Genomic DNA, 18974 nt, shown 5'->3' with positions numbered 1-18974 from the left:
CCTGAGCCACAATGGTTTCGATGCACGACAGGTCGCCCCCGACGAGGACATCCGGGTTCCGGCCTGGGAAACCTACCGAGCGGGGCTGAGGTCCTCGCCGGGCGGCGAACTCGACTCGCCGTCCTCGTTCTGATCCGCGCCAGCCGCTCGCTCCGCGCGCTCGCGGGAGCCCAGGATCCCGTACAGCAGAAGGTCTTCCAGGGACGTCGCGAACCCGTCGAGGTCGTCGATGTCGCGGATGCACATCGCGAACAGGGCCGCGCCCGCCACCGTGTCGAGGAAGGTGTTGGGGTCCAGGCCGGGGCGGGCGGGGGTGCTGTCCAGGTAGCCGGTCAGCTCCTCGCGGGTGGGGGTGTCCAGGCGGGCGGACAACTTGCGGTAGAGGCTGGGGTCCTCGCGCATCTCGGCCATGAGGCCGGGCATCGCCGCGCGGGTCTCGGCGGAGCCGAAGAGCTGGATCGTGCCGCGGATGACCTTGCGGACCTCGGCGGGCAGGTCGGGGGCTATTTTCTCGGAGCCGACGTCGGGGAAGACCGCCTGGGCGATCAGGTGCGCCTTGGAGGGCCAGCGGCGGTAGATCGAGGGGCGGCTGACGCCGGCGCGGGCGGCGATGGCGTCGATCGACGTTGCGGCATAACCCTGTTCGACGAGGAGCTCGCGGGCGGCGTCCAGTACCGCGCGGTCCAGCGCGGGGTCGCGGTGCGGGCCCAGCCGGTGGCGTGCGGTCACGGAATTCGTCCTTGTCGGTCGCGGCTGAAGTCGTTACAGTCTGTCACATCAAAGTCGTTACATAGTGTAACTGCTGCGGACTCGAGGAGTAGTCGTGTCAGCTGCCCCGCAAGCCGTACCCGCGGACACATACGCGCCGGTACCGCTGCTGCAGGACAAGGTCATCGTGATCTCGGGCGTGGGACCCGGCCTGGGTCATTCGCTGGCCGTCGAGGCCGGCCGCATGGGTGCGAACCTGGTGCTGGCCAGCCGCACCGAGAAGCGAATCGAGGCGGTCGCCGAGGAGATTCGCGCGTTCGGGCGCACCGTCCTGACGGTCCCCACCGACATCACCGACGAGGCGCAGCGCGGCGCTCTCGTCGAGCGGTCGCTCGCCGAATTCGACCGGGTCGACTGCCTCATCAACAACGCCTTCGCCATCCCGCCGATGAACCCGATCACCACGATCGACCTGGACGCCCTGCGCACGGTGAACGAGACCAATGTGTTCGCCCCGCTGCGTCTTTCGGCCCTGTTCGCCGACGCGCTGGAGCGTTCGCGCGGCTCGGTGATCATGCTCAACTCGTGCGTGTCCTACAGCTCCCAGCCCGAGTACTCCGGCTACAAGCTGTCCAAGGGCACGCTGCAGCATCTCGCGTCCTCGCTGGCGACCGAGCTCGGCCCGCGCGGCATCCGCGTCAACAGCGTCGCGCCGTCCTACATCTACGAGGACCTCAACAAGGCCTACTTCGACTGGCTGGCCAGTCAGGCGGGCGTCACCCACCAGGACATCTACCGGGAGAAGGCCGCCCCGACCGATCTCCAGCGCCTGGCCGGACCCGAAGAGGTCGCCCGCGCCACCCTGTTCCTGGCCAGCGACCTCGCCTCCGCGATCACCGGTCAGATGCTGACCGTCGACTGCGGCGAATTCCACCGATAACCCGGGAGTGCCCATGAAGAAGCGAATTGTCCTGTGGGGCACCGGCGTCGTCGGTTCCATGGTGCTGACCGAGATCGCCAAGCATCCGAACTTCGAACTCGTCGGCGTCGGGGTGAGCAATCCCGACAAGGTCGGCAAGGATGCCGGTGATCTGTGCGGCGGCGCGAAAACCGGTGTGCTGGCCACCGATTCGGTGGACGAGCTGATCGCCCTGCGCCCCGACGCCGTCGTGCACTACGGCCCGACCGCCGCCCTGGCCGACGAGAACATCAGGGTCATCAGCAGTTTCCTGCGCGCGGGCATCGACGTGTGCTCGACCGCCATGACGCCCTGGGTGTGGCCCGCGATGAAGCAGCTGCCCGATGTGTGGCGCGACCCGATCACGCGGGCCTGCGAGGAGGGCGGCGCGTCCTGCTTCACCACCGGCATCGATCCCGGTTTCGCCAACGATCTGTTCCCGCTCACCCTCATGGGCCTGTGCGGTGAGGTGGAGTCGGTGCGCGCGTCGGAACTGCTCGATTACACCGACTACGAGGGCGATTACGAGCTGGAGATGGGCATCGGCCACCCGCCGGAGTTCAACGCCATGCTCGAGCACCCGGACATCCTGATCATGGCCTGGGGCGCGACCGTCCCGATGATCGCGGCCGCCGCGGGCATCGAGCTCGAGAACATCACGACCACGTGGGAGAAGTGGGTGACGCCGGAGGACCGTCAGTCGGTGAAGGGGGTCGTCAAGGCGGGCACGGTCGCCGCGATCCGCTTCACGATCAACGGCATCTACCGGGGCCGCGAGGTGATCACCCTGGAGCACGTGAACCGCATCGGCCTCGATGCCGCGCCCGAATGGCCCTCCGGCACAAAGGATGACGTCTACCGGGTCGACATCATCGGTTCCCCGTCGATCTCCCAGGAGACCTCGTTCCGCTTCACCGACGGGTCCGGCCGCACCCCCGCGGTCGCGGGCTGCCTGTCCACCGGCCTGCGCGCGCTCAACGCCGTGCCCGCGGTGAACGATCTGCCCCCGGGCTGGGTGACGGCACTCGACCTGCCCCTGATTCCGGGCAAGGGCACGATTCGCTGAAATCCCCCTCCGCGCATAGGAGTCGGTTCCCGGCACGTCACTCGGACGTCCCGGGAGCCCGCCCCGTTACGACACCGACGGGGTCGAGCCCACCCACCCCGCGTCGAGCAGCTGCTTGCCCAACGTATCCGCCTGTCGGACACCCGCCCGAAAGGCCGCCGGCCAGGCGGCGTTCAGATCGGGCTTTGCCGTGAAGCCGTCGAAAATGCCGATCGTCTCGGCGTCGGGCCCGAACCGCACGACGGCCCCGGTCCCCGTGTCCGCGAGTTCGGCCCGAACCTGTTCCGGCGGATACCGATGCGCCAGCGGTTCCAGCACCAGGAGAACATCGGAGTCCGCCGCGAGATCGGCGTTGGTGGGCGACCAGAACGCGCCGTCGATGTAGCGCCGATCGCCGACCGGGACGGGCGGAAACGATCCCGGAAAGGCCCGGCTCGCCGTGGCCGCGACGGCGAGCGGCACCCCGCCGCCGCTGTCCAGCACCTGTCGCTGACCGGTCGCGGCGTCCACGACGGCGATTCGCAGCCTGTCGTCCGGCCAATCCTTGCCGCCGAGCGACCATTCCATCGGCGCGATATGCGCCGGGAGCGCGACCGGCTCCGCCATCGCGACCTGCCCGACCCTGCGACCTACCGCGGCGCGATCCGCGGTCCGGTCGAACAGCGCCGAGAAGGCGAGGCCGAGCAACTCGAAGTTCAGCACCGGCGCGGGCGGATTCGGGCTCCCCGCCGGAGACGGCCCGTCGGCAACCACATTCGGGTCCTGTCCGGTGACCAGCGCGGCCCCGACGACGGCCCCCGCCGACGTTCCCACCATCGAGTCCGCGGCTCCCAATTCGATACCCGCGCGCTGCAATTCGGCGGCAAGACCCAGCATCCAAGCGCCCCCGATGGCGCCGCCGCCACCCAAAACGATCGAGCGCCGGACATTGTCCCCGGAGGCTCGATCGACTATGCGACTGTCCATGCCCGCGATCCTAATGATGAAGGCGCCGTGGCGCTTTGAACGAAGTGCGCGCTGCCCGAGGCACCCGCTTCCGGTGGGATCGAGGGCCGGTGGTCGACGAGGCGGTCACGCCGCGTGGCCTCCGGTACCGCCGGTTCGATCGCAGTTGACCGATACGTCTGCTCCGAGGCTGCCGATCAGGCACGCGCCAAACCGCACCCCTCGCGACGGGAGTGCTGCGCGCTGGAGGAGATGGCCCCGCCAATGGCTGATCGTGCCGGTCGCTCGGGACGGGAGCAGCGTGCGACGCGGCGTCCGCGGGTTCGTCGCCTCGTGCGGCTGTTCCGTGGTTGCGGCAGATCGTCCGGGGCAGCGGTGCCCGCGCGGCATGCGGTAGTTTCCGCCCCGGGAGCTGTTTCGATGACCGTGGGAACGGCCGGCCGAAGAACGCCAAGAAATATTTCCCGCGCGATGTCGAGAACCGGCGCCCGGCTCCGTCCCCGCAGTGAAGACGGCCGACACCGGCCGCATCGCACAGAGGAGATCACGATGGCCAAGTACCTGTTGCTCAAGCACTACCGCGGCGCCCCGGCCCCGGCCAACGACGTGCCGATGGACAAGTGGACGCCGGAAGAGGTGTCGGCGCACATCAAGTACATGCAGGATTTCGCGGACCGGCTCGAGCAGACCGGCGAGTTCGTCGACGCGCAGGCGCTGTCCACGGAGGGGACGTTCGTGCGCTCGGACGGCCCGGGCCGCCCGCCGGTGACCGACGGCCCCTTCGCCGAGACGAAGGACCTGATCGCCGGCTGGATGGTGATCGACGTCGACAGCTACGACCGCGCCCTGGAACTGGCGGGTGAACTGTCCGCCGCACCCGGCGCGGGCGGCGAGCCCATCCACGAATGGCTCGAGCTGCGCCCGTTCATGACCGAGCCGCCGACCATCACCGAGTGAGCACGGTGGACCCGGTCGCGCTGCGGACCCTCACACCCGCGGTGATCACCGTCCTCGTCCGGCGCGGTGCGGATTTCGCGGCGGCCGAGGACGCCGTGCAGGAGGCGTTGATCGAGGCGCTGCGGCTGTGGCCGGGGGAGCCGCCGCGCGACCCGCGCGGCTGGCTGATCACCGTGGCCTGGCGCAAGTTCCTCGACGCCACCCGCGCCGACGCCTCCCGCCGCCGGCGCGAGGACGTCGCCGACGCCGAGCCCGCCGCGGAACCGATTGCAGCGGTGGACGATACGCTGGAGCTGTACTTCCTGTGCGCGCATCCCGCGCTGAGCCCGGCGTCGGCGGTCGCCCTCACGCTGCGGGCGGTCGGCGGCCTGACCACCCGGCAGATCGCGCAGGCGTACCTGGTCCCCGAGGCCACGATGGCGCAGCGCATCAGCCGCGCCAAACGCACGGTGTCCGATGCCCGTTTCAACCGTCCCGGGGATCTCGCCACCGTGCTGCGCGTGCTGTACCTGGTCTTCAACGAGGGCTATTCGGGCGAGGTCGACCTCGCGGCCGAGGCGATCCGCCTGACCCGCCAGCTCGCGGTCATGACGCACGACGAGGAAACCGCGGGCCTGCTGGCGCTGATGCTGCTGCATCACGCCCGCAGGCCCGCGCGCACCCGCCCGGACGGCAGCCTGGTCCCGCTCGCCGAACAGGACCGCACCCGCTGGGACACCCGGCTCATCGCCGAGGGCGTCGACATCCTGCAGGCCGCGCTGGCCCGAGATCGCCTGGGCGAGTACCAATCCCAGGCCGCCATCGCAGCTCTACACGCGGACGCGTACTCCGCGGCCGAGACCGACTGGGTGCAGATCGTCGAGTGGTACGACGAGCTGATCCGGCTCACCGACAGCCCGGTGGCCCGCCTCAACCGCGCCGTCGCCCTCGGGGAGTCCGGCGGTCCCCGCGCGGGCCTGGCGGCCCTGGCCGCCCTCGACCCGTCCCTGCCCCGCCACACCGCCGCGGCCGCCTACCTGCACGACCGCGCCGGCGATCCCGAGACCGCCGCCCGCCTGTACGCCGAGGCGGCCCGCGCCGCCTCGAACACCCCCGAACGGGATCACCTCACCCGCCAGGCCGCGCGGCTCAACGCCCTGATCGGCCGAGACGGGCCCGCCGAGCCTTTACCTGGTCGAGGGGAAGTCGCCGACGGATAGTCCGAGAACACTCCGATCCGAGTTCGGTCCAGGTCACCGCGCCCACCGAACGCGGTTCAGCCGCCGAGCTCCCGCAACTCGTCCTCGGTGAGGGTGATCCCGGCCGCCCCCATGTTCTCCTCGAGGTGCCCGACCGAGCCGGTGCCGGGGATGGCGAGGGTCACCGGCGAGAGCGCCAGCAGCCGGGCCAGCCCGACCTGCGTGGGCGTGACGTGCCGCCGGGCGGCGACGTCGGCGAGCCGCGCGGTGTGATCGGTGCGGTGGCCGCCGAGCGGGAAGAACGGCACGAACGCGATCCCGTCCTGTTCGCAGGCCGCCAGGACCGGGTCCTCGCCGCGGTCGGTGACTTGAAAGTCGTTCTGTACGGCCACGACCGGGGCGATCGCCCGCGCCTCCGCCAGGTGGCCGGCGTCGATGTTGCTCAGCCCGAGATGCCGGATGAGCCCCGCGTCGCGCAGTTCCGCCAGCATCTCGAACTCCGCGGCCAGCGACAGACCGTGCGGCACCGACGTGGTCCCGATCCGCAGGTACACCAGATCGAGTCGATCGACCCCCAGCGATCGAAGATTGGCCCGCACCTGTGAGCGCAGATCCCCGTCCGGGGTCTCCCACACGCCGCCGGGCCCGAAGGCCGGGCTGACCTTGACCGCGATCACCAGTTCCGGGGGATAGGGCGAAAGCGCCTGCCGTATCAGGTCATTCGCGGCCACCGATTCGTCGCCGCTGCGGTAGTAATCCGCCGTGTCGATGTGGTCGACCCCGAGCTCGATCGCCCGCCGCAGCACGGTCCGCCCCACCTGCGGGTCGCGCGGCGGCCCCTGCCACCCGTGGCTCGACACCTGCAGGGCTCCGAACCCGATCCGCTGCACAGGCAGATCCCCGCCCAGGAGAAATCGGCCGGCAGGGGGTCGCGCAGTCACCGGGTCTCCTTCCGGTCGGATTCGACGAAGCGTCACCGCTCGCTTGGAAACCTACCCAACCGCGCCCGGGTTTGCGCGGAGCCGCCGCCGATCGTGCTCGTGACCGGCCCGGTGTATGTCACTCCGCCGTGAGGCGCCCGGTGAATCCGGTCGCGGCCCGCGCGAGCCGGTCGGCGGGCCAGCCCGCCGGATTCTCGACCTGCGCGAGCATCGCGCCCCGGGAGGCCAGGAACAGCAGGTCGGCCACGGGTTCGGGGTCCGGGATGCCGGCGGCTGTCATTGCCTGGGTGATGCGCCCGTGCAGGCGGTCGAGTTCGCGATGCAGCGCGGCCAGCCGATCGGCGTCGATGGTCTTCTCGCCGAGCAACTGGACGAGGATCTTCGCCACCAGCGGACTCGATTCGCCGGTCCAGTCCAGGGCCCAGACGGTCACCGCGCGCAGTTTGTCGGCGGGGGAGCCGGTGAGCTCCGCGATCTGGTTGTCCCATTGGGCGACAAGGGTTTCCAGTGTCAGGTCCAGGAGCTGCGTGCGATTCCGGACGTAGTTGGTGACGAGGCTGGTCGAGCCGCCGAGCGCGTCGGCGACCGCGCGCACGGTCAGGCCGGCCACGCCGTGCTCCCGGACGATGCGCACCCCGGCCAGGCCGATCTGCTGTTTGCGGTCGGAGCTGTTCACTTCGATGGGCATCTGGAGTCCTCGCCTTGCGTTCGCGGTCGACTCCGGCAACACTGTCATACAACAGCGTTGCATAACAGCGTTGCAGATCGCAGGGGAGTCCCCGAGCATGAATCGGTTCATCACCGCCTGCTGTGCCGCGGCGATCGGGGTCGCGGCCGTCGTGAGCGCGGCCGCGCCCGTCCACGCGGACCCCGGGGCGGTCGAACGGGTCGCGGCCCTGGACGTGCGAATTCCCGGCGCCGCCACGGTCGAGCGCCTCGAGTACTCGACGCGGAACTCACTGGGCGAGCCGGTCACCTCCTCGGGTGCGCTGTTCCTGCCACCCGGCCCGCCCCCGCCGGGCGGCCGGCCGATCGTCGCCTGGGAGCACGGAACCGTCGGCCGCGCCGACGCCTGCGCGCCGTCGAACACCGACTTCACCTTCTACCGCCCCTACCTGGAGAACCTGCTCGCCCAGGGATACGCCGTCGCGGCGACCGACTACATCGGCCTGGGCACCCCGGGCGAGCACGCGTACCTCGACGGCCGCGCGGCCGCGCAGGCCGCGATCGACATGGTGCGCGCCGCGCGCGGCGCCCATCCCGCCCTGTCGAGAAGCTGGGCGGCGGTCGGCCACTCCCAGGGCGGCCACGCCGCGCTGTTCACCGCCGCGATCGCCGCCACGTACGCGCCCGAACTCGACTATCGGGGCGCGGTGGCCTTCGCGCCGGGCGCGAGCATCACCGACACGATGCTGCTGCTGGGTCGCCCGGGCACCCCCGACATCCTGCCCGCGGGTATGAAGACCTACACCGCGTACGTGCTCGGCGGTGTGCGCGCGGCCCGCCCCGGCTTCGACCTCGACGCCTACCTCACCCCGCTGGGCCGCCGCATCGTCGCCGACGGCGCCCGCCTGTGCTACGACGAGATGACCGCGACCCTGGACGGGGTCTCGATGGCGGACATGTTCACCCGCCCCCTGGCCGAGGGTGATTTCGAGGCGATGGCGCGCCCGGTCCTGGATGTGCCCCGCACCGGCTATACCGGGCCGCTACTGATCGTCCAGGGAACGAACGACATCGACGTCCCCGCGCCGATGGTCTGGCGCCAGGCGGCCGAATTACGCTCCGCCGGAGTGGAGTTCACCCTCCGCGACTATCCGGGCTATGACCACATGCAGGTGCTGGACGGAACCCACGCCGAGACCAACGCTTTCCTGGCGGGCCTGTTCCGGGAGTCGGTCGATCCCGGGCGCTGAACGGCGCTGTCGCTCAAGGGGTGTTCAGCGCCAGGACGGCCCCGGTCACTTGCCCCAGCGTGTCGTGCAGCTGCGCCGCGAGATCGGCGGTCAGTGGTCTGCCGTCGCAGACGATCAGGGTGCAGTCGGGCACGCTGCCCGGGCCGTAGCCGAGCAGTACGGCGGCGATCGCGGCCGGGTCGGCCCAGGCGCGCAGATCGTCGAACGAGCCTATCAGCGGTCCGAAGCTGTCGTCGTAGCGATACGGATCGTCGTAGGGCGCGGCGGGGACATCGGTCACCGCGGCCGTGACCCGGCGCAGGAATTCCTTGTTGTCCCTGTTGGATTCGGCGGCCAGGGAGGTCTGTACGTTGGCGAGGTCGATGCTGCCGGGGATACCCGTGCGCACGATGACCATGTCCAGGCTGGGGACGATCGCGGCGAACTGCCCGAGCGCACCCACGAACGAGTAGAGATCGCGTGGTGCACCCGGGAACATCGCGTGCGGGAACACCTTGGCGACAGGCACCGTCGCCGTCTTGTACGAGTCGCCGGCGTTGAGCCAGAACAGGAATCCGTACCCGCCGTTGGCGGCGGTGGGCGTGGTGGCCTCGCGGATGTAGGACTCGTCGATGAGCCGCTGCCCCCGCCATGTTCCTTGCTGCAGCAGCAACTGCCCGAGCCTGGCGAATTCGTCGGCGCGCATGGCGAGTCCACCGTTCACCGCCGTGTTGCCGTGCCGGTCGCGCAGCCATATCCAGTGGTCGCGCGCGATGCCCAGGGGCGCCATCACCTGCTGCTGGACGAAGTCCTGAAAGTCCTGTCCGGTGGTGATTTCCACGATGCGCGGCAGCAGAGCCAGGACCGACTGCGAGTACTGGAAGGTCGTGCCGGGTTCGAAGTCGAACGGCCGGTTCAGCGCGTCGGCGACCTCATCGGTGGCCAAGGCCGCGATATCGGTGCCCCACGAGAACCGCAGTCCCGTCGTCTGATTGAGCACCTGGCGCACGGTCAGCGCGCCGTGGTCGGCATCGGCTTCGGGAAAGAACTTCGCGAGCGGATCGTCCAGCGCGAACGCGCCGAGTGTGATGGCACGCCCGATAGCCACCGCGGCGACGCCCTTGGAGGAGCTGGCCAGCGGGGTGGGCGTGACGGCGGCGAGAGCGTCGTTCAGCGCGTGGTCCGAGATCAGGCACCCGTGCCGGTATACCTGGATCGCGAATCCGCCGCGCTGCGCGCCGAAGGAGAGGGCGTCGGCCAGCCGTGCCGGATCGACTCCGAGCGATTCCGGTGCGGCGCGGACGAATTCCTGCCCGGCGCCCGGCGCGGCGCAGGCCCCCGAATCGCGCGGTGCGGCGAAGGCATTGCCCGCCGGAACCAGTGCCGCCGCGGCGCAGAGTCCCGCGAGGGTCATGCGGAACCCGCGGCGGCGGGTGGCTGAGTCGGTTCGCCGTCTCGATGTCATGGTCCGGGATGTTCGCAGTGCCGGGGTGCGCATGTCTTCGGTCAGTTCCACCGCAGCGCGCCCCGGGCGTTGTGCACTCTGGGAAAGGGCCAGATCAGCGGGTCGGCGGCGTGGCTCCGGCCTGTGAGGTCAGGCGACCATGGTCAATCACGAACGGCTGGCACGTCATCGCGCACGAGTAGATCCACGCCTGCTACCGAGATCGTCCGGGCGATCACGCACCGGCGGCGAGCGACGCTGCAGCCGTTCAGGATTCGGCGAGCACACCCTCGCCGATCTCGCGGAACCACATGCGAATGCTGTCGCTCAGAATCGTGGCCGACTGCTCGGCGGTGACCACGTCGGCGGCCCGGCCCGCGGCGAGCCCGGTTCCCATCGATATGACGGCGATGATGGCGCGATCCATCTGGGGTCCCGCGGCGTCGATGCCTTCGGGCGCGAAGTCCTCGAACAGCGTGCGGCCCGATTCCACCACCCGCAGGGCGGTTTCGCGGGCGCGGGCGCTCTGGTCGGGATCGCGCAGGACGCTCAGCGCGTACTCGGCGAAGAGCGTGGACAGCGCGACCTCGCTGGAGAGCCGCGCCCACCAGGTGGAGATGACGACCAGCCGGGCGTCCACTCCGGTGGGCGCGGCCATGAGATCGGCCATCAGGCGGGCGAGTTCGGCCGAAGCCCGGCGGCGCAGCACCTCGAGGCAGAGCGATTCCTTGTTGTCGAAATTGCTGTACACCGCGCCGATCGTGCGTCCGGCTTCCCCGGCGATGGCCGCGATCGAAGTGGCGTAGTAGCCGTCGCGCAGGAAGAGCTCCGCGGCCGCGTCGATCAGGTTGTCCCGGGTTTGCGCCTGACTTTCCGCGCGGGTCAATACCTTTCGAGCAGCCACTGCGCTACGCCCTCCATCGCTCGTTCGTGAACCGAAACGCCATGTCGGATAACCATGCACTGTGAATAATTCCGATACCCGGGATGGTAGCCGATCCACCGGGGCATTCGGCGCGCACAACGCCGGAGCCACGGCCCGCCCGGCCGCCCGGATCTGCGGCAGAATGCGGGCATGAGTACCTTCGGCCTCGCGGTGATCGCCGATACCGCCACCGCCTCCGAAGCCGCCGCGATGGTCGAGAACGTGCACCGCGTGGCAGCCGCCGCCGGGGTCGACGGCGATCGCGTGCTGGTGGAATCCGTACGGCGGGTGGGGGATTGGTGGCGCGTGTGCGCCTACGTGACGTACGCGTCCTCCGATGCCCCGGGTCTGTTCGCCGGTCTGCACACCGCGCGGGTGGCCGCCGCCGACGACTACGACGAACACGGCTGCGCCTGGAGGACATGGCGCGTCACCGATGCCGAACCCGAGCTGGTCTATCGAAAGTTCCTGCCGCCACCGGATTCGTCGCCGGAAGACGACGATGACGACGACGAAGAAGACGACGCCGTCGCGGACCGCGCCGACCGCCCGGCCACCCTCGCCATGGCGAACCTCTGGGACGCGAACCCCGGCACAGTCATCGCGGTCGAACGCCACTTCGAGCGCATGTCCCAGGACCAGGGCGCGATCGGCGCTCCCTTCCAGCCGTGGATCACCGCGCTCGGCCTCTGGTGGCCCGGTGATCGCTACGTCCCGGAAGATCTCCGCGACCCGGTCGGACCCGGTTCGCTACCGTGATCGGTATGACCACGCTCTATGTGCCCGCTCGTTTCAACGGCCCGCCCGACTCGGGCAACGGCGGATATGTCGCCGGGCTGCTGGCCGAGACCCGGGACGAGGACGTCGTCACGGTCGTGCTGCGGAATCCGCCGCCGCTCGAGACGCCGCTGCGCGTGGCCGACGGCGAGCTGTTCGACGGTGAGAACCTGATCGCTCGTTCGTCCGCGGGTGCGTTCGAACGTGCGGTGCCCCAGCCGGTGTCACCGGCGACGGCGGCCGCGGCGAGCGGGGAGGTCAACGACAGCGAGATCTTCGGGCGCTGTTTCGTCTGCGGCAGCCTGCGCACCGACGGCCTGCGCATCGAGGCCGGCCCCGTCGGCGATGGCGTGGTGGCCGCGCCCTGGACGCCGGACGGCACCGTGCCCATCGGTCAGCCGCTGCTGTGGGCCGCCATGGACTGTCCGGGCGGCTGGACGGTCCCCGAACTCTTCGAGCGCCCGGCCGTTCTGGGTTCGATGACCGCGGCCGTCCTGGACTACCCGGCCCCGGGCGAGCCCTGCGTGGTGATCGGCGCGCTGCACGCGGAGGACGGTCGCAAGGTGCGTACCGCCACCGCCCTGTACGGCAGCGACAACCGCCTGCTGTCCCGCTCGGAACAGGTGTGGATTCGCCTGGCCGCCAACTGAACACAGTGGCGCTCTAGGGGGCGGGCGCACTCTCCGGAGCGCGCCCGGCCCGCACCCGGGCCACCGCGAACGCGGCCGTGAACGCCAGGTGCACGACCAGGAAGACGGCGGCCAGGTCCCGCGCCTCCCCGCTGAGCACTCCCCACACGTCGTTGCCCGCCACGACGCCGAATCCCACCAGGTTCGCCAGCAGCACGGTGTTCCGGATGGATCCCGGCTCGGCCGAGCGGGACATCCAGTTGAGCACCGCCACCCCCAGGAACGGCCCGCTCAGCAGCCGGAGCAGCGCGACCAGCTCCGGCGAGGCGTCCTCCGGCACGGCGTCGACCCCGAACTGCACGGGTACCACGAGCAACGCGAGTCCGATGACGGCCATGTACACCCCGGCCGCGATGAGTAGCGCTTTGACCACGGTAGCCAACCTCCCGGTATTCGCCCTATCTGGTCAGTACCGCCCGGGCGCGAATTCAAACCTCCGCGCGATCCGACATCGCCGTGCTCGCTTCCGGCACATCGGCTCTCGCGCCGCGTATTCTCATCCTTCGTGCCGACTGGCGGTAGCAAACAGGTTCGCGCCGCGCGCAAGCGCAAGAAGCGGATGGCGCGTGTCACCCACGATCTCACCGAGGCGCAGTGGACCGCGCTCAAGACCTCCTGGGGCGGATGCGCCTACTGCGGCTCACCGGACGGCGCGCCCCAGAAGGACTGCGTGCAGGCCATTTCGCGCGGCGGGCGCTACACGCTCGGTAACGTCGTGCCCGCGTGCGGATCGTGCAACGCCAGCAAGTGCAATGCCGAGGTGACGGGCTGGCTGCGCCGCAAGAAGCTCGACGAACGCGCGTTCCTGGTGCGCCACTACGAGATCTGCGCCGAACTCACCATCCGATTCGCCGCCGCGGCCGATGCGGAGCCGAACGGTCCGAACACGATCGACGACGCGGCCGGATAGGCTGTAGCTGAACGATTTTCGTTGTCGGCGATCGTTTCTCTGGCAGAGGAGTCCGGGCGGATGGAGTGCCGGAACACAGGTGTCAGCCGTCGCCGCGTGCTGATCGCGGCCGGCTCCGCGATCACGGTCGCCGCCGTGACCAGGCCGGCTCCGACCGGGCGGATCACCCGGGAGGTGAGCCCGTACGCCGCCGGGGCCGACGCGAGCCGTGCCCGAGCCGAACTGGCCGAACAGGCGATCGTGCGGCGCCACGTGCGCCCGCTGTGGGGTCAGCTGGGTCTGCGACTCGGCAGGCTGGTCTGGCCGTCGGCGGTCACCGATCGGCCCTTCGTGAAATGGTGCTACTGGTGGCAGGCGCACCTGCTCGACTGCGCGGTGGACGCCGCCTGCCGCGACCGCGACCCGGAGCGGCTCGCCCGGGTCGCCGCCCTCGCGGCCGGTATCCGGGCCCGCAACTTCGGCGGCTGGACCAACCGGTACTACGACGACATGGGCTGGCTGGCGATCACCCTCGAACGGGCCGATCGACTGCTCGGTCTCCGATTCGGCGACGCCGTCGGCGACCTGCGCGCCGCGCTGCTCGACGGCTGGGATCCGGTGGTCGGCGCGGTGCCGTGGCGGGTCGGCGACGACTACTTCAACACCCCCGCGATCGGCCCGACGGGTATCGCCTTCGCACGGCTCGGAGAGGTGGCGCGCGCCGAGCGGCTGGCGGAATTCCTGCACACCCGATTGCGCGATCCCGACAGCGGCCTGACCCTGGACGGGGTGCACGAACCCGGCGGCCGGGTGAACCGCACCACGCTGACCTACTGTCACGGCCTCGCCATCGGACTGGAAACCGAATTGGCCGTGCGCACGGGCGATTCGGAGCGTCGGCGACGAGTGACGGACCTGATCGCGGCGACCGGTCCGGGTCTGACCGACGCGGGGGTGATCACCGCGGGCGGCGACGACGACTCCGGGCTCTTCATGGGCGTGCTCGCCCGATATCTGGCCGAAGCCGCACTGGCCCTGGGGGATACGACCGCCGCGCGCATCGTGCACGATTCGGCCCGCGCCGCCTGGGACAACCGCGCCGAGGTGGACGGCCTCCCGCTCTTCGGTGTGGACTGGGCCGCCCCGGTGACGGCATCGGGCCTGCCCGCCGCCGCCCAGCTGCTCCTGCCCCCGGGCCCGCCCTCGAAGAATCTGAGCCCCGATCTGTCCGTTCAGCTGAGCGGATGGATGCTGTTCGAAGCGGATCACCGGATCACCGCCGCCGGACTGTGATTCGAGCGTGCCGCCGGGGACTCCGAGCCCTCGTGTGCTCCCTCCGCTCGGACCCACCCGCCGCCTGGCTCGACTCCGACTTCTGGATCAGCGGCTTCGAGCACCTCGAGGACAGGTACGGGGTGTCCTGAGCAGTCGGAGGTGTTGTCCGGCAGCCGATTACGCCTTGACGAGCCTGCCCGGGCGGCGCTTCTTCAGTGAGCTGATCAGGCGCCGTTGCTCGCGCAGGCCCGCGGCGGCCAGCCGCGGCTTCACGGCCGAGGCGAAGGCGTAGAACAGCACGTGATTCAGACCGGCGTCGAGGTAGGGGGTCAGCCAGCGCTCGACGTCGGCGGCGGTGCCGGAGGGCATCAGGCCGCGCACCAGCTCCGGGGTGACGTGTTTGCTGTACTCGGCGAACTGCTCGCCCTCGAAGACGGCCGGGTCCACACTCGAATAGCCGGGATTATCGGCGCCGAGGGGATGTGTCGCCCCGGCGGCCGTCCAGCTCGCCCCGGGCATCGCCAGGGCCATGGCCCGGATGAAGGGGGCATCGCAGAGCTCGTCCAGCACCCGCTGATCGGGTGCGAGCAGCGGTGCCAGCAGCACGCTGCGGTGCAGGGTTTCCGGATCGCGTCCGGCATCCCGGGCGCCGCGTGCGAAGTTACCCGCGGCATCGGGCCAGGAGGTGGTGGTGTCGTTCAGGATGAACATCCAGCCATCGCCGTGCTCCCCGGCGATACGGCAGGCGCGCGGTCCCTGCGCGGCGACCCACACCGGGGGAGTCGTGCCGTCGAGCGGCGGCAGCCCGAACCTCGCATCGTGCCAATCGTGGAATTGGCCCTTATGCGTGAGCAATTCGTCAGGTGACGCCCACGCTGCGCGCAGGGCCGTCAAGGCATCGGCGAGCCGGGCCGCGCGCGGCTCCAGGGTCAAGCCGTAGGGAACGGTGTTCTCGAACTCGCCCGAGCCGATCCCCAGCACGACCTTGCCACGCGACAGATGGTGCAGCGACATCCACGCGCGCGCCAGATCCGCCGGACTGCGGCGCACGACATCGGTGACCGCGACACCCATGGCGGGCCCGCGCGGGCGAGCCCAGCGCGCAAGCGCGACAGTCGGATCCAGGTAGGCATCCAGTGATGTGACGTACCGCGCCATCGGCGAGAATCGTGCATTCCACGCGGCCGCGGGAAACGCCGATTTGGTGTGATCTGAGAACCACACGTCATCGACCCCCAGCAGACCGGCGGTCCGCAGATTCATCCTGATGGCCCACACCGGGGCGATGGGCTCGATCAACGACCCGATCCGCACCCGATCACCTTGCGGCCGTACCTTGTACGGACTTTCCCGCCGAACCATAGCCACCCCCCGAGAGGAACCCTGCTGGAGTTATAGCAAGAAGCTAGGACTCCCGACCCGGGAACAGGGGAAGGTGTTATCCCGGCCGCCGTGTCGACTCCTCGGCGTGGTGCGAGTACGCGGCCGGGAGGTATCCCCACGTCCGCACGGTGGGCGGGGCATGGAACCACCGCTGTTCGTCGGCGAGCTCCGCCTGCGCGGCGGCGATCGTGCCGGGTGAAACCCCGAGGGGGACAAGCGCATCGCTCACCTGGGCCCAGGTGAGACTCCACATCCGCGCTGCGGGGGAACCACCCCGGAACATCGGGATCTGCGCCTCGGCCCGGACGTCGACGAGTCCGAGCGCCTCCAGCCGCGCCGGCAGATTCCGCGCCCAGGATTGATTCGCGCCCGCGATTTCGGTCGAGCGCGCGAACCCGCGCCACACCTCGCCGAACGCGCCCGGCATCTGATCGAGGACCCCGAGTCCATCGCCTTCCTCGGCCAGCAGAACGCCACCGGGCGCGAGTGCCCGAACCAATCGCTCCAGCACGATGTCGCGATCCGCGATGTGGAGCAGCACGAATCGCGTATGGACGAAATCGAATTCGCGCTCGGGAAGTTCGCCGCCGACGAGGTCCACGCGAGCGACCTCACCGCCGAGTCCCGGGATGTCGGCGAGGTGACGCGGGTCGGCATCCACCGCCAGCACCCGCCCGCCGGGCAGTACGGTCCGGCACAGCCATCGCGCGAACGACCCGCCGCCGGCTCCGGCTTCCAGGCACCGCCACCCCGCATCCACCCCCAGCCGGCGCGCGAGCGCCGTGCTCTCCGGGTCGTAGGCCGCGCCGAGCAGCGCGAGGCGCTCGGCGGCGAAGTCCCAGCCATTGGGCAACGTGTAGTGCGGATCATTCGGCGCGGCGATCGGCGCGGTCGAGTCCATGTCCCCGACGCTATTCCTGTTCGGCGGTGCGGTCACGTCGCGCCCGGTCGCACGGCTCGTCCCGCCGGTACGCTCGCAGCCATGGGCGGGGATGTGCTGTTGCTGCCGGCCATGTTCGATCCGGGCGCGGCGGCCCCCGCTGTCCACCCCCTGAAATCCGGGGCAGCGCTTCGCAATTGAAACGCAAGCACTTCGCATACGATGCCGCGCATGATCTCCTCATCCCGAATCGCGGCCCTCGGACTCCTCTGCGCACCGGCCGTCGCCCTGCCGGTCGCGCTGGCGCCCGCCGCACACGCCACCGTCGAATCCTTCGGCGTGAGCTGCAGCAAGCCCGCGGTGCCCTGCGAGGTGTCGATCACGACGAGCGGAGCCGACCGGCTCAGCCCGGTGACCGTGGCCGTGAACGGCACGATCATCGGCCAGGACACCCCATTCGGCAGTTCGGACGGCCTGTACGGATTCGCGGAGGTCGCATGGACCCCGCCCGCCGTCGGCGCGTACACGATCACCGTCACCCAGGGCAGCTCCACCCGCTCGGTGAAACTGGCCATCTGCCCGCCGAATCCCGCTGGCTACCCGGACATCTCGCTCTCGCTGGGCTCGGCGGTGTCGAGCGTCTGCAACATCATCGGCAGCTCCCTGAACTCCGGCTCGACATCCGGCTCCGCCGCACTGGTGCTCCCGCTCTTCGCCGGTTCCTCGGGTTCGTGATCACTCCCGGTTCATCGCCGGTGCCGAACCGAGCGTCATTCCGCGGGCGCGCCGAGCGGGGGGTGCTCGAGCACCCGGGGCTTGTATTCGACCAGCTGAATTCCATCATCGAAGGTGCGGTGCTCGACCATTTCGAGGGCGACATCCGGATAGCCGTCGTAAATGCGTTCCGAGCCGGTAGCGCCGGTGATCACCGGGAACATCACCACCCGAAAGCGATCCACCAGGCCGGCGCGCAGCAGGGAGCGGCTCAGGCTCAGGCTGCCGATCGTGGTGAGCAGGCCCGAGTCATCGGCCTTCATGGCGCGCACCGCCTCGACGGCATCACCGCGCACGAGGGTGGAATTCGCCCACGTCAGCGGGTCCTCGAGCGAGGACGAGAACACGACCTTGCGTGCTCGCGTGAGCTCGTCGACCGACGCCTCTTCTTCGGGCCGAAATTCATCCTGGCCATCCGGAACCTCGCCCGCGGCGAAGCCCGACATCAGGCGATAGGTATTGGCGCCCATCAGGTGTGTGGCCTTGGGCTGCTCGCCCAGCCAGGCGAGGTATTCCGGGCCTTCGAGGCCCCAGAATCCGGGCCAGCCGTCGCCCGAGGCATAGCCGTCGAGGGAGGTGATGAAATCGACGAGGAGTTCCGACATGGTGGGGTCCTTTCCTTCGGTGTTATGGGTTGTGACTCGGTGAGGGGCGGAAATTCATCGGGTGATTGGTGATTTTGATCGGGGGAGTGAGGCCGCGATATCCGAGTACCGGCCGGGGTGGGTGGGGTGCCTGGATCACCGTCGGGTGCCCTACCGCAGGAAAGACGACTAGAAAACGGAGTACCGGCGGGGCATGTCGGGTGCCTCGGCGGCGGTTCCGGCTGGGAAAAGATTCCTGGATAACGGAGTACCGGTGGGGGGACGTCGGGAGCCTCGACGGCGGTTGGGTGCCCTACCGGGGAAAGGACGCCTGGATAACGGAGTACCAGCCGGAGTCGGTTGGGTGCCTCGACGGCGGTTCCGGCCCTTCCAGGCCGATCAACGGGATCGAAGCCGTCGGATGCGTGGCCGAGTTTCCAACCCCGGGCCGGGCACGGCAATCACCGCCAGAGACATCACCCCATTGTGTTGATGACGAGTCTTTGTCGGTGAGTCTCGAGAAGGTTCCCACGGCCAGCCAGCCAGGCTGGAAGGGCGAACCGGCTCCCAGCTGGGGAGCCATAGGTCGGGTACGGCAGGCGACGTGACCAGCACTGCCGCATCTGCTTTGCCCGCTCTCCCGAACCCCGCCGGAAGCCGCAGCGTGGGTGCGGGTTCGGGCTACGTCGGCCACGGGCGTGAACAC

20 protein-coding genes are annotated in these 18974 nt (G+C 69.9%); 10 read left to right on the top strand and 10 right to left on the bottom strand.

Translation table 11 applies throughout. The features are described 5' to 3' along the window. Positions 1-72 precede the first annotated feature (72 nt). Entirely contained in the window at positions 73-729 is a 657-nt protein-coding gene (locus ACWDOP_RS16545; protein WP_456345768.1) for a TetR/AcrR family transcriptional regulator, read from the bottom strand. Between the two features lie 94 nt (positions 730-823). On the opposite strand from ACWDOP_RS16545, the gene ACWDOP_RS16540 reads away from it, so the two are divergent. Both ACWDOP_RS16540 and ACWDOP_RS16535 read left to right on the top strand, forming a co-directional pair. Then, positions 824-1648, top strand: coding sequence for an SDR family oxidoreductase (locus ACWDOP_RS16540; RefSeq protein ID WP_454208102.1), 825 nt, complete (start codon positions 824-826; stop codon positions 1646-1648). Between the two features lie 13 nt (positions 1649-1661). Continuing rightward, positions 1662-2732: an NAD(P)H-dependent amine dehydrogenase family protein gene (locus ACWDOP_RS16535; RefSeq protein WP_456345767.1), complete on the top strand. Its 1071-nt coding sequence runs from the start codon at positions 1662-1664 to the stop codon at positions 2730-2732. 66 nt (positions 2733-2798) lie between these two features. Here the strand turns inward: ACWDOP_RS16535 and ACWDOP_RS16530 are convergent, their stop codons facing one another. Further along, entirely contained in the window at positions 2799-3698 is a 900-nt protein-coding gene (locus ACWDOP_RS16530) for a patatin-like phospholipase family protein (protein WP_456345766.1), read from the bottom strand. A 528-nt stretch (positions 3699-4226) separates the two neighbouring features. Here ACWDOP_RS16530 and ACWDOP_RS16525 point away from each other — a divergent pair. Both ACWDOP_RS16525 and ACWDOP_RS16520 read left to right on the top strand, forming a co-directional pair. After that, a complete protein-coding gene (locus ACWDOP_RS16525) occupies positions 4227-4634 on the top strand; it encodes a YciI family protein (RefSeq protein ID WP_456345765.1) in 408 nt (135 codons plus the stop codon). A gap of 5 nt (positions 4635-4639) precedes the next feature. Continuing rightward, positions 4640-5833: an RNA polymerase sigma factor gene (locus ACWDOP_RS16520; RefSeq protein ID WP_456345896.1), complete on the top strand. Its 1194-nt coding sequence runs from the start codon at positions 4640-4642 to the stop codon at positions 5831-5833. 56 nt (positions 5834-5889) lie between these two features. Here the strand turns inward: ACWDOP_RS16520 and ACWDOP_RS16515 are convergent, their stop codons facing one another. Both ACWDOP_RS16515 and ACWDOP_RS16510 read right to left on the bottom strand, forming a co-directional pair. Next, positions 5890-6753, bottom strand: a complete 864-nt coding sequence (locus ACWDOP_RS16515) for an aldo/keto reductase (protein ID WP_456345764.1) — start codon at positions 6751-6753, stop codon at positions 5890-5892. Between the two features lie 118 nt (positions 6754-6871). Continuing rightward, entirely contained in the window at positions 6872-7441 is a 570-nt protein-coding gene (locus ACWDOP_RS16510) for a TetR/AcrR family transcriptional regulator (protein ID WP_456345763.1), read from the bottom strand. A 97-nt stretch (positions 7442-7538) separates the two neighbouring features. On the opposite strand from ACWDOP_RS16510, the gene ACWDOP_RS16505 reads away from it, so the two are divergent. Beyond that, positions 7539-8669 (top strand): lipase family protein, encoded by a 1131-nt coding sequence (locus tag ACWDOP_RS16505; protein ID WP_456345762.1) that lies wholly within the window; start codon positions 7539-7541, stop codon positions 8667-8669. 13 nt (positions 8670-8682) lie between these two features. Here ACWDOP_RS16505 and ACWDOP_RS16500 read toward each other — a convergent pair whose 3' ends face one another. Both ACWDOP_RS16500 and ACWDOP_RS16495 read right to left on the bottom strand, forming a co-directional pair. Then, the gene (locus tag ACWDOP_RS16500; RefSeq protein ID WP_456345761.1) at positions 8683-10062 is read right to left on the bottom strand and encodes a serine hydrolase domain-containing protein; all 1380 of its coding nucleotides are present in this window, start codon (positions 10060-10062) and stop codon (positions 8683-8685) included. A 298-nt stretch (positions 10063-10360) separates the two neighbouring features. Continuing rightward, entirely contained in the window at positions 10361-10996 is a 636-nt protein-coding gene (locus tag ACWDOP_RS16495) for a TetR family transcriptional regulator (RefSeq protein ID WP_456345760.1), read from the bottom strand. A 171-nt stretch (positions 10997-11167) separates the two neighbouring features. Between ACWDOP_RS16495 and ACWDOP_RS16490 the strand changes: the two genes are divergently transcribed. Both ACWDOP_RS16490 and ACWDOP_RS16485 read left to right on the top strand, forming a co-directional pair. Further along, positions 11168-11776, top strand: coding sequence for a hypothetical protein (locus tag ACWDOP_RS16490; protein WP_456345759.1), 609 nt, complete (start codon positions 11168-11170; stop codon positions 11774-11776). 5 nt (positions 11777-11781) lie between these two features. Further along, a complete protein-coding gene (locus tag ACWDOP_RS16485; RefSeq protein WP_456345758.1) occupies positions 11782-12444 on the top strand; it encodes a hypothetical protein in 663 nt (220 codons plus the stop codon). A 13-nt stretch (positions 12445-12457) separates the two neighbouring features. Here the strand turns inward: ACWDOP_RS16485 and ACWDOP_RS16480 are convergent, their stop codons facing one another. After that, on the bottom strand, positions 12458-12856 hold the full coding sequence (locus tag ACWDOP_RS16480; RefSeq protein WP_456345757.1) for a hypothetical protein: 399 nt from the start codon (positions 12854-12856) through the stop codon (positions 12458-12460). 186 nt (positions 12857-13042) lie between these two features. On the opposite strand from ACWDOP_RS16480, the gene ACWDOP_RS16475 reads away from it, so the two are divergent. Then, positions 13043-13393 (top strand): HNH endonuclease, encoded by a 351-nt coding sequence (locus ACWDOP_RS16475; RefSeq protein ID WP_456345895.1) that lies wholly within the window; start codon positions 13043-13045, stop codon positions 13391-13393. 135 nt (positions 13394-13528) lie between these two features. Then, positions 13529-14665 (top strand): glycoside hydrolase family 76 protein, encoded by a 1137-nt coding sequence (locus ACWDOP_RS16470; RefSeq protein ID WP_456345756.1) that lies wholly within the window; start codon positions 13529-13531, stop codon positions 14663-14665. A 159-nt stretch (positions 14666-14824) separates the two neighbouring features. On the opposite strand, the gene ACWDOP_RS16465 is transcribed toward ACWDOP_RS16470, so the two are convergent. Beyond that, positions 14825-15961, bottom strand: coding sequence for an LLM class flavin-dependent oxidoreductase (locus ACWDOP_RS16465; RefSeq protein WP_456345755.1), 1137 nt, complete (start codon positions 15959-15961; stop codon positions 14825-14827). Between the two features lie 124 nt (positions 15962-16085). Further along, positions 16086-16931, bottom strand: coding sequence for a class I SAM-dependent methyltransferase (locus ACWDOP_RS16460; RefSeq protein ID WP_456345754.1), 846 nt, complete (start codon positions 16929-16931; stop codon positions 16086-16088). 210 nt (positions 16932-17141) lie between these two features. Between ACWDOP_RS16460 and ACWDOP_RS16455 the strand changes: the two genes are divergently transcribed. Then, positions 17142-17645 (top strand): hypothetical protein, encoded by a 504-nt coding sequence (locus ACWDOP_RS16455; RefSeq protein ID WP_456345753.1) that lies wholly within the window; start codon positions 17142-17144, stop codon positions 17643-17645. 35 nt (positions 17646-17680) lie between these two features. Here ACWDOP_RS16455 and ACWDOP_RS16450 read toward each other — a convergent pair whose 3' ends face one another. Further along, positions 17681-18289: a dihydrofolate reductase family protein gene (locus tag ACWDOP_RS16450; protein WP_456345752.1), complete on the bottom strand. Its 609-nt coding sequence runs from the start codon at positions 18287-18289 to the stop codon at positions 17681-17683. Between the last annotated feature and the right edge of the window lie 685 nt (positions 18290-18974).

The organism is Nocardia sp. NPDC003693, from assembly GCF_053981095.1.
Note: the sequence above shows the minus strand (reverse complement) of the source record. Positions and strands in the feature narration are given on the sequence as shown.

Coding starts and splice junctions, on each gene's coding strand:
- ACWDOP_RS16535 (WP_456345767.1), top strand. CDS start 1,662: ATGAAGAAGCGAATTGTCCTGTGGGGCACCGGCGTCGTCGGTTCCATG.
- ACWDOP_RS16455 (WP_456345753.1), top strand. CDS start 17,142: ATGATCTCCTCATCCCGAATCGCGGCCCTCGGACTCCTCTGCGCACCG.
- ACWDOP_RS16490 (WP_456345759.1), top strand. CDS start 11,168: ATGAGTACCTTCGGCCTCGCGGTGATCGCCGATACCGCCACCGCCTCC.
- ACWDOP_RS16525 (WP_456345765.1), top strand. CDS start 4,227: ATGGCCAAGTACCTGTTGCTCAAGCACTACCGCGGCGCCCCGGCCCCG.
- ACWDOP_RS16475 (WP_456345895.1), top strand. CDS start 13,043: ATGGCGCGTGTCACCCACGATCTCACCGAGGCGCAGTGGACCGCGCTC.
- ACWDOP_RS16460 (WP_456345754.1), bottom strand. CDS start 16,931: ATGGACTCGACCGCGCCGATCGCCGCGCCGAATGATCCGCACTACACG.
- ACWDOP_RS16500 (WP_456345761.1), bottom strand. CDS start 10,062: ATGACCCTCGCGGGACTCTGCGCCGCGGCGGCACTGGTTCCGGCGGGC.
- ACWDOP_RS16505 (WP_456345762.1), top strand. CDS start 7,539: ATGAATCGGTTCATCACCGCCTGCTGTGCCGCGGCGATCGGGGTCGCG.
- ACWDOP_RS16530 (WP_456345766.1), bottom strand. CDS start 3,698: ATGGACAGTCGCATAGTCGATCGAGCCTCCGGGGACAATGTCCGGCGC.
- ACWDOP_RS16485 (WP_456345758.1), top strand. CDS start 11,782: ATGACCACGCTCTATGTGCCCGCTCGTTTCAACGGCCCGCCCGACTCG.
- ACWDOP_RS16450 (WP_456345752.1), bottom strand. CDS start 18,289: ATGTCGGAACTCCTCGTCGATTTCATCACCTCCCTCGACGGCTATGCC.
- ACWDOP_RS16510 (WP_456345763.1), bottom strand. CDS start 7,441: ATGCCCATCGAAGTGAACAGCTCCGACCGCAAACAGCAGATCGGCCTG.